This window comes from Pseudomonas sp. NPDC087614 (assembly GCF_044743485.1).
GTDB classification, from domain to species: Bacteria; Pseudomonadota; Gammaproteobacteria; order Pseudomonadales; family Pseudomonadaceae; genus Aquipseudomonas; species Aquipseudomonas baetica_A.
In genome coordinates this window covers 50,928-58,790 of record NZ_JBIUWN010000031.1, presented here as the reverse complement: position 1 = coordinate 58,790, position 7,863 = coordinate 50,928, and the positions used below count along the sequence as shown (strand labels likewise).

Here is a 7,863-nt window from a genome sequence, read left to right as displayed (position 1 = left end):
TGTACGGCGGTTTTCGTGGTCAATCCAGACCACCTCGTCAGCGTCGAACGCCAGCCGATGCGCCAGCGAATGGCTCCAGCCAAACCCCAGACCGATATCGATTTCGGCGGCACTGGTGCGGTACAACCGGGTGAACTCGAACGCCAGCAAGCCATCGAGGGTGCCATCGGTGAGGGTCAGCAGTTCTTCGCCGGTGACCATCGACACCGGACAGCCGTTGGTGCAGGTCGACGGCACGCAATCGGCGCTGTCACCGTTGGGGTTTTTTGCCTGATTAGGGGCGTCGTCGTGATGTTCGTCTTTCTTCAACAAGGCGTTGCGCCTGGCATTCCAGCGCAGTTGCATCCGGCCTTTTTTCACCCCGGCGGCGATACCGCGCGCGGCGACGGTTTTGTATTGATCAACGTACTTGATGAAGCCGTTGACGATGCCAAACAACGCCTTCACCAATCGCTTCACTGCCGACAGCAACTGAACCGCGCGATCCGCCAGACGCAGCGTCAGATACGCGATCCCTGCGCCACCGCTGGCGAAAGTCAACACAACGCTGATCAGCACATCGATCAGCAACTGCACGATCATCATCGACGCCGCTTCCGCGGTTTTGCCGGCGAGTTCACTGGGCGGCAGCATTTCCAGCCAAAGACTCGCGGTGCGCAGCAGCAAGCACAGCGCCGCCTCGTCACTAACCAGCAATTGAAGCTGTGCCATGACTTTGGGAGCCGTTGCAGCCAGATTGATCAGATCAGTCGCACCATTGCCTAACCGCCCCACAAAGGCGCCCGGATCCTGAAGGATCTCCGACAGCAATCCGATGCTGTCCCACACACCCTCGATCGCCGCCCAGCTCCCGGCCAACATGCCGTTGCCTGCCGCCGTCGCCACCGACTGCGACCACTGCGGCTTGAAACCCTGCCACTCGCTGCGCAGCCAGCCATCCAGCTCGCCAGTCAAACCGTCATAGGACTTGAACAGCGCCTCGACCTGCTCCGGGGTGACTTCGCTGTGTACATGCACGCGATAGAACTTGCCCGGCGTTCCCTTGAATTTGCCTTTACCTTCGGCATCCAGGGTGATGGGCGTCGTTTCGCCACCGTCCATGGCCATCACATCGACCACAATGTTGCCCAGCGGGATGTCGTACACCGACTCGAACTTGCTCTCGATCAGCATCAGCCCGCCCTTCGGGCACTGGACGACGCCGGAGAAAAACTCGTTGTCGCTGCTGCTGACGGCAGTACTGCGGTCGCCGAAGCGGATGAACCGCTCCATACCCATCAGGGACGGCAGATCCATGGCATCGCTGACGGTGTCGGCCGCACGGCTGGCCCAGTGTTTGAGCTGCTCGCGATAAAGACTGAGGGTGTCGGGAAAGCGGTCGAGTGCTTGCTCGATACGGGTGATGGCTTCCATCAACGCACGCTTGAGTGCGAGATAAACTGAATGACCGGGTCGAACATGGGCGTTCCCTCGCACAGAAATTAGGCGCGAGGACTTTGCGGGGGATCACTCAAGAAATAAGTCAGGCGAGTAGGCAATTACTGTAGGAGAAGTCTGCAACAAAGCTTTTGATGCCAAGCCAATAAGCGAAAACGCAAACGGGGCGTGAGTTTTCCTCACGCCCCGTTTATAGATCAGACACATATGGATTTACTGCGTTGAATCCCTAGCACCCAGCTCTTTCAATTTCAGCTCGGCCAATGGATGCCCGGCCTTGGCGGCCATACCCCACCAGCGTGCGGCTTCAGCAGGATCCGGGGCTTTGCTCGCGGTACCCGCGAAACTGATGACGCCGACTTGGTAGGCCGCTTTGCCATCGCCCGCCAAAGCCGCCAGACGCAGTAAGCGCACGCCCTCTTCACGCGCTCCCAGCCCTACGCCGCGAAAGGTCAGGATGTGTCCGTAGAAGCTTTGCGCACCGACATCGCCAAGGTTGGCCATGCGCGCAAACTGGCCTTCAAGCCAGCGCCAGCCACGCGGCTGGCGAACAAACCACGACCAGTGAAACAGCCTACGCGCCAACCAGTAATTTGCCTGCGCCTTGAGTCGTAAAAACACTCAAGCCTCCGCCGATTCCGGGTACTCGTATTCGAACACCCTGACCACTTCCGACGCATGCCAAGACGCTGCAGCGACGCCATCGGATGGCCCGGAAAAGCGCCCCAGACGCTCGACACATTCAAAAAACCCGGTACGCGGCAAACGACTGGCGCCTTGGCTGATGACGAGCGAACTGCGCAGCGGTTGTTCGGCCTTGGCATCCAGTGCCGCGAGATGTTCAAGTGCGGCGGTCAAGGTTTGCATCGCCGGCGTCGGCAATTGCAAACGTTCGAGCAAAGCCCGATAAGTCAGAAGATGGCGCTGTCGGCGCGCCTGATCAAGTTCCCCCAGCAATCCGTCCCAATGTTGACGACTGATGCGTACACTCACGATTCATCCCTCCACCCGGGCACCGTCAGTTCCCAAGCCAAGCTGCGGCGAATCGCGGCGTCGGGCTGACGCTCACCACTTTCAATCATGGCCAGGTAAGACGGGCTGATGCCTACCGTGCGGGCCAACGCCTCAATGGCGATGCCCTTCCCTTCGCGCAAACTGCGTAATTGATCCAGACCTGGAAGCATCGGGTCTGGCGATGCCGCGAGCGGTGCTTGAGCCTGCCGCGACGGTGCTTCGTTGATGCCTGCTGCTTTCAGTAGAGCCTGATACTGAGCCCATGGCAGAACCGCATATTCGGGTTCGCCATCGCGTGCAATTATCTGAATATCCATGACTACCCCGTAGGACAACAACACTTAGCGAGTCGGCACTTTTCCCTAGAAGTGTAATCCTAACAGCGGCTAAGGTCGCGGGGGGGATCTATCTGAACGTGGCCTTCTTGAATCAGGGCTTTTTCGGGCCCTGAAGTTGAAGTTGCTCGGGGGTATCGGGCAGACGCTCGACCACCGCGAGTTTTTCCGGTTGCTGGCGCTTGCGCCAGAAGCGGAAAGCCGTCAGTTCATCGTCGAGGGTTTTCATCAGCCAGGCGAGGACGGCGATGTCGTCGAGCATACCGAATACCGGGATGAAATCCGGTATCGCATCGACCGGACTGAGGAAATACATCAACCCCGCCACTACCGAAATCAACGCTTTCGGGCTGATCGCGCGGTACTCACCGCGCCAATAGGCCAGGCACAATGCCTGGAGCAAACGCAGATCGTCCTTGAGTTTGCCGAGCCGATCACCTTGCGCGGCGCCTTTGCTGGCGACGGCAAACAATAAGGTCGGCAGGCGACCGCGAGCCAGCAGGCGGCCGGCCAAGGGCAGGAATCGAGCGTAATTCCACGGAGCTTTCATCTATTCCTCCCGTTGAAATGTTATCCACACAAATTGTGGATAACCTTGTGAACAGAGCTGCATTTGCGCGCTGAGAGCCCCGTTTTATAAGGGCCGCGCTCAGATCGGGCGTTTTTTACTCACATAAAAAACCCCAATATTTCATTGACTTGGCAGCTCAGGGCGTCTAATGCGGGCAGCCTCAAAGCTATGACTGTCGTGACCGGCATCGGTTCGCTCTGTTTACCCTCGCCATCCTCCAGACGCAACAACGCCCCGCATAAGCGAGGCGTTGTTGTTGAAACCGATGCTGATTACTTTGCAGCAGCAGCGTCTTCTTTGGCTGGATCCTTGATGGCCAGCAGCTCCAGGTCGAACACCAGAACCGAGTTGGCCGGGATTGCCGGGCTTGGCGACTGTGCGCCATAAGCCAGATCGCTAGGGATGTACAGTTTGTACTTCTCGCCAACGTGCATCAGTTGCAGACCTTCAACCCAACCCGGAATCACGCCGCTCACCGGCAGATCAATCGGGCTACCGCGCTCGACGGAGCTGTCGAATACGGTGCCGTTGGTCAGCTTGCCGGTGTAGTGAACAGTCACGACGTCGGTAGGCTTAGGCTGTGGGCCGTCGGCTTTCTTGACGACTTCGTACTGCAGACCGGAAGCAGTGGTGGTCACGCCGGCCTTCTTGCCGTTTTCCTCGAGGAATTTCTTGCCGGCGGCTGCCGACTCTTCGCTCATCTTGGCCATACGTTCTTCAGCACGCTTTTGCAGCGCGGCGAAGGCTTCGACCAGTTCCTCATCTTTCAGCTTCTGTTCTTTCTTGCCGACGGCATCTTCGATGCCCTGGGCTACGGCTTTGGAGTCCAGATCATCCATACCTTCCTGAGCAAGGCTCTTGCCCATGTTCAGGCCGATACCGTAGGAAGCTTTTTGCGCCGGGGTTTTCAGCTCTACGCTGGTCTGCGAATCACAACCCGCGAGGACCAGGCTAACCAGGGCTACCGCCGCCGCCAACCGATGCTGTTTCATGCTATTTCCTTGTTCATGCGCCGAAAGGGCAATCGAGTAAAGCCGCGAGCTTATCAGGCCGCCACGACCAATGGCTACCGGCATGAGAGCAGGAATCTTGCGATAAGTTCAGGGACTAAAACGCATTTGGCCAAAGGCACGATGAAGCTTCTGTCATCTATTCCTGACAAGGACCGACTCCCCTCCCCCAACATCTGGCGTAATGGCCACTTGCCGCACAGGACCAAGCTCAGGCATAACAGCGCAACAACTCGACAAGGATGTTTATCTTGCGCCTCTTATTCCGTGTGCTGACCCTGATCGTCGTACTGCTGGGACTCGTCCTCGCGTTGGTTTTGTACTTCGTCGCCAATCCGAAATTGCCCTTCTATACCCCCGTCCAACAGGTGCACTACCTGAGTCAGTGGACTGAGCAAGAGCGGCAAATCTACTATTTCACACCCCAGGGCACCCAAGTCAAAGGGCTGCGCTATGAGTGGTTCCAGGCCTTGGAATTACCCTTCTCTGAGCAACGCTTCGCCTCCCCAGAGTACCTCGCTCGCTTCGGCTTTCTGATCGATCCGCAGCAAAAAGCCACGCCGACAAACCCCGGCAATCTGCCAGTAGGCTTTGCCCGACACCAAAATCCCGGCAGCTCCGAGCACTACCTGGACATCACTTGCGCGGCTTGCCACACCGGTGAATTGCGCTTCAAGGGTCAGGCCGTGCGCATCGACGGTGGCGCGGCGCAGCATGTTTTGCCTTCCAGCGTTCCTACACTCCGTGGCGGCAGTTTCGGACAAGCACTAGTGGCAAGCCTGACCTCGACTTACTACAACCCCTGGAAATTCGAGCGTTTCGCACGACAGGTGTTGGGTAATGATTACGACACGCGCCATGAACAACTGCGCAAGGACTTCCAAACCTCACTCAATACCTTCCTGAGAGTCGCCTGGAACGACACCCATCGCGGCCTCTACCCGACTGAAGAAGGTCCGGGACGCGCCGATGCATTCGGGCGCATCGCCAACGCTACGTTCGGTGATGCGATATCCCCTGCCAACTACCGCGTGGCCAACGCCCCGGTGGACTACCCGCAGTTGTGGGACATGTGGACCTTCGATTGGGTGCAATGGAACGGTTCGGCGCAGCAGCCGATGGCACGCAACATCGGTGAGGCGCTGGGTGTCGGCGCTACCCTGAATTTCTTCGATGACAACGGCCAGCCACTGCAAGGCGATGCGCGTTATGCCTCAAGCGTTCGTGTGCGCGATCTGCACAAGATAGAAGAAACCTTGCAAAAGCTTCAGCCACCCGCCTGGCCGGAGGCGTTATTCGGCCCCATCGACAAGCCCCTGGCCGCCAAAGGACGCGCGCTATTCAGCGAAAACTGCGCCGGGTGTCACGTTCCACGCACGACTCAGGAAGGCGAACGCTGGGTGCAGCATTTGCACATGTTGCCCGTGGACGTCATCGGCACCGATCCAAACGCCGCCAACAACATCGCCAGCCATCGCTTCGATCTGACGGCCCTGCAATGGGACCCCAAAGAACTGGAGAGCATGGATGTAAAACTTCATCCGACACCGAAGGAACCGCTGGATCTGAGCCAGTTATCCGTGGCCAAGGGCCTGGCTTACGTCACCGCATTCGTCGAGAACCGGGCCTATCGCGAGGCCGGGGTCACGCCGCAGGAGAAGCCACAACTCGACGGTTTCGGCCTGCCGATCGGTGTTCGTGAAAAAGTCGCCTACAAAGCGCGACCACTGGCGGGTGTCTGGGCTACTGCGCCGTTTCTGCACAACGGCTCAGTGCCGAGTATTTATCAGTTGCTGTCACCGCAAGATGAACGCGCTGCCACCTTCTATAAAGGCACCTTCGAGTACGACCCACGACATCTGGGCTATCGCACCGAAGCCTTCACCAACGGTTTTCTGTTCGACACAAGAATCAGCGGCAACCATAACAGCGGCCATGAATTTCGCGCCGGCGTACGTGGTAACGGCGTCATCGGCCGACTGTTGCAGCCCGAAGAGCGCTGGGCGCTGCTCGAATACCTGAAAGTCCTTGGCGGCCCATTGGAGGCGCAATTGCCATGATCCTGTCGACGCACAAGAAAGAATTATCGATGTTGGCGCGAATCTGGTTGTGGCTGGGACGTCTACTGGGCAAAACCTTGCTGATCATGCTTGTGATCGGCCTGCTCGGCTGGGCGGTCTCCGCGGCCTGGTTTGCCTGGCAGCATCGCGGCCCGGTTTCGGCGCTGGAGCAGGTTCCACCCGGTGAAGCGGGCATGACTCAGGAGGTGATACAGACCGCTGTGCGTATCGTCGATCAGCACCGCGAAGGCACGCGGTACCTGCGTGACGCGCATGCCAAGGCGCACGGTTGCGTGAAGGCTGAAGTGCAAGTGTTGGCGGATCTACCGCCGGCGCTGCGTCAAGGCGTGTTCAGTGAGCCGGGTAAAACCTGGCCGGCGATGATTCGGTTATCGAATGGCAACGCCTACCCGCAGTTCGACAGTATGCGTGACGCACGGGGCATGGCGATCAAATTGCACGATGTGCCGGGCAAACAGTTGCTGGAGAACCGCCAAGGACAACACGAACAGGACTTCGTGATGTTCAGCCATCCGAACTTCTTTGTCAGTGATGTCGCCGAGTACCGTCAGAATGTGGCGGCTCAGGCTGACGGCAAAAAGATCACGGCGTTTTTTCCGGGATGGGATCCGCGCAATTGGCAAATCCGCCATTTGTTCATCGCACTGGCCACACTGTCGCCGCCGCCGGACAGTCCGACGGACACGACCTACTTTTCAGTATCGCCCTACAAATTTGGCGAGGCCAATGCGAAGTTCCGGGTAGCGCCCGACCCGGACCATTGCCCCGCCTACACGCTGCCCAAGCAGAACCACGACTTGCCAAATTTCTTGCGCAGTGCGTTGAATCAGCAATTGTCGACGGATCGTGTGCCTGCGTGTTTCGTCTTGCAGATCCAGCGCCAGGATGCGAACCATTACATGCCGATCGAGGACACCAGCATCGAATGGCGCGAGCAGGATTCACCGTTCGAAACCGTAGCGCGGATAACCTTGCCGCCGCAGGACTTCGACACACCGGCGCTGAATCTGGCCTGCGACAACTTATCGTTCAACCCGTGGTTTGGCATTGAAGCGCATCGGCCCATTGGCGGGATCAATCGTCTGCGTAAAGCCGTCTATGAAGCTGTGAGTGACTATCGACATAGCCAGAATGCTGCACCGTAGACGTGCCCCACATTTCAAGTCGGGCCGATAAACAGCAAACGCCAGACAGCAAAAAGCCCGCACTAGGCAGGCTTCTTGTGGTGATCTGGCGTTCAGTGTTCCAGATTACCGAATATGGCGCAGCGGACGGGACTCGAACCCGCGACCCCCGGCGTGACAGGCCGGTATTCTAACCGACTGAACTACCGCTGCGCGAAACGCTTGAAACGAATGGTGGGTGATGGCGGGAGGGAGGCGCCGGCAGGCTGCGGGTGGGGCGGTGGGTGTGCC

Annotated in this window: 8 protein-coding genes and 2 tRNA genes (1 of these 10 cut by a window edge); 2 read left to right on the top strand and 8 right to left on the bottom strand. The window is 58.5% G+C overall.

Annotated elements, in window-relative coordinates; translation table 11 throughout:
- From ACIOWA_RS13960 to ACIOWA_RS13935, 6 genes are all read right to left on the bottom strand, one after another.
- On the bottom strand, nt 1-1,413 hold a 1,413-nt coding region (locus tag ACIOWA_RS13960), incomplete at its 3' end, for a DUF6531 domain-containing protein (RefSeq protein ID WP_401160310.1).
- Between the two features lie 237 nt (nt 1,414-1,650).
- Nucleotides 1,651-2,058, bottom strand: a complete 408-nt coding sequence (locus ACIOWA_RS13955) for a sel1 repeat family protein (protein ID WP_339538419.1) — start codon at nt 2,056-2,058, stop codon at nt 1,651-1,653.
- Complete coding sequence (locus tag ACIOWA_RS13950) at nt 2,059-2,430, bottom strand: hypothetical protein (protein WP_003223109.1); 372 nt, start codon at nt 2,428-2,430, stop codon at nt 2,059-2,061.
- Nucleotides 2,427-2,768 carry a helix-turn-helix transcriptional regulator gene (locus ACIOWA_RS13945; RefSeq protein ID WP_339433674.1) on the bottom strand — a complete coding sequence of 114 codons (342 nt, stop codon included), beginning with the start codon at nt 2,766-2,768 and terminating at the stop codon, nt 2,427-2,429. The genes ACIOWA_RS13950 and ACIOWA_RS13945 overlap by 4 nt, the downstream gene beginning before the upstream one ends.
- Nucleotides 2,769-2,880: 112 nt before the next feature.
- Nucleotides 2,881-3,336 carry a YkvA family protein gene (locus tag ACIOWA_RS13940; protein ID WP_401160307.1) on the bottom strand — a complete coding sequence of 152 codons (456 nt, stop codon included), beginning with the start codon at nt 3,334-3,336 and terminating at the stop codon, nt 2,881-2,883.
- Nucleotides 3,337-3,629: 293 nt separating this feature from the next.
- A complete protein-coding gene (locus ACIOWA_RS13935; RefSeq protein ID WP_103306955.1) occupies nt 3,630-4,349 on the bottom strand; it encodes an FKBP-type peptidyl-prolyl cis-trans isomerase in 720 nt (239 codons plus the stop codon).
- 269 nt (nt 4,350-4,618) lie between these two features.
- Here ACIOWA_RS13935 and ACIOWA_RS13930 point away from each other — a divergent pair, with 269 nt between their 5' ends.
- Both ACIOWA_RS13930 and ACIOWA_RS13925 read left to right on the top strand, forming a co-directional pair.
- On the top strand, nt 4,619-6,427 hold the full coding sequence (locus ACIOWA_RS13930; RefSeq protein WP_401160305.1) for a di-heme-cytochrome C peroxidase: 1,809 nt from the start codon (nt 4,619-4,621) through the stop codon (nt 6,425-6,427).
- Between the two features lie 29 nt (nt 6,428-6,456).
- Nucleotides 6,457-7,593 (top strand): catalase family protein, encoded by a 1,137-nt coding sequence (locus tag ACIOWA_RS13925; protein WP_339466733.1) that lies wholly within the window; start codon nt 6,457-6,459, stop codon nt 7,591-7,593.
- 115 nt (nt 7,594-7,708) lie between these two features.
- Here ACIOWA_RS13925 and ACIOWA_RS13920 read toward each other — a convergent pair.
- Nucleotides 7,709-7,785, bottom strand: a tRNA-Asp gene (locus ACIOWA_RS13920).
- A gap of 19 nt (nt 7,786-7,804) precedes the next feature.
- A tRNA-Val gene (locus tag ACIOWA_RS13915) sits at nt 7,805-7,863 on the bottom strand; it runs 78 nt beyond the window's last position.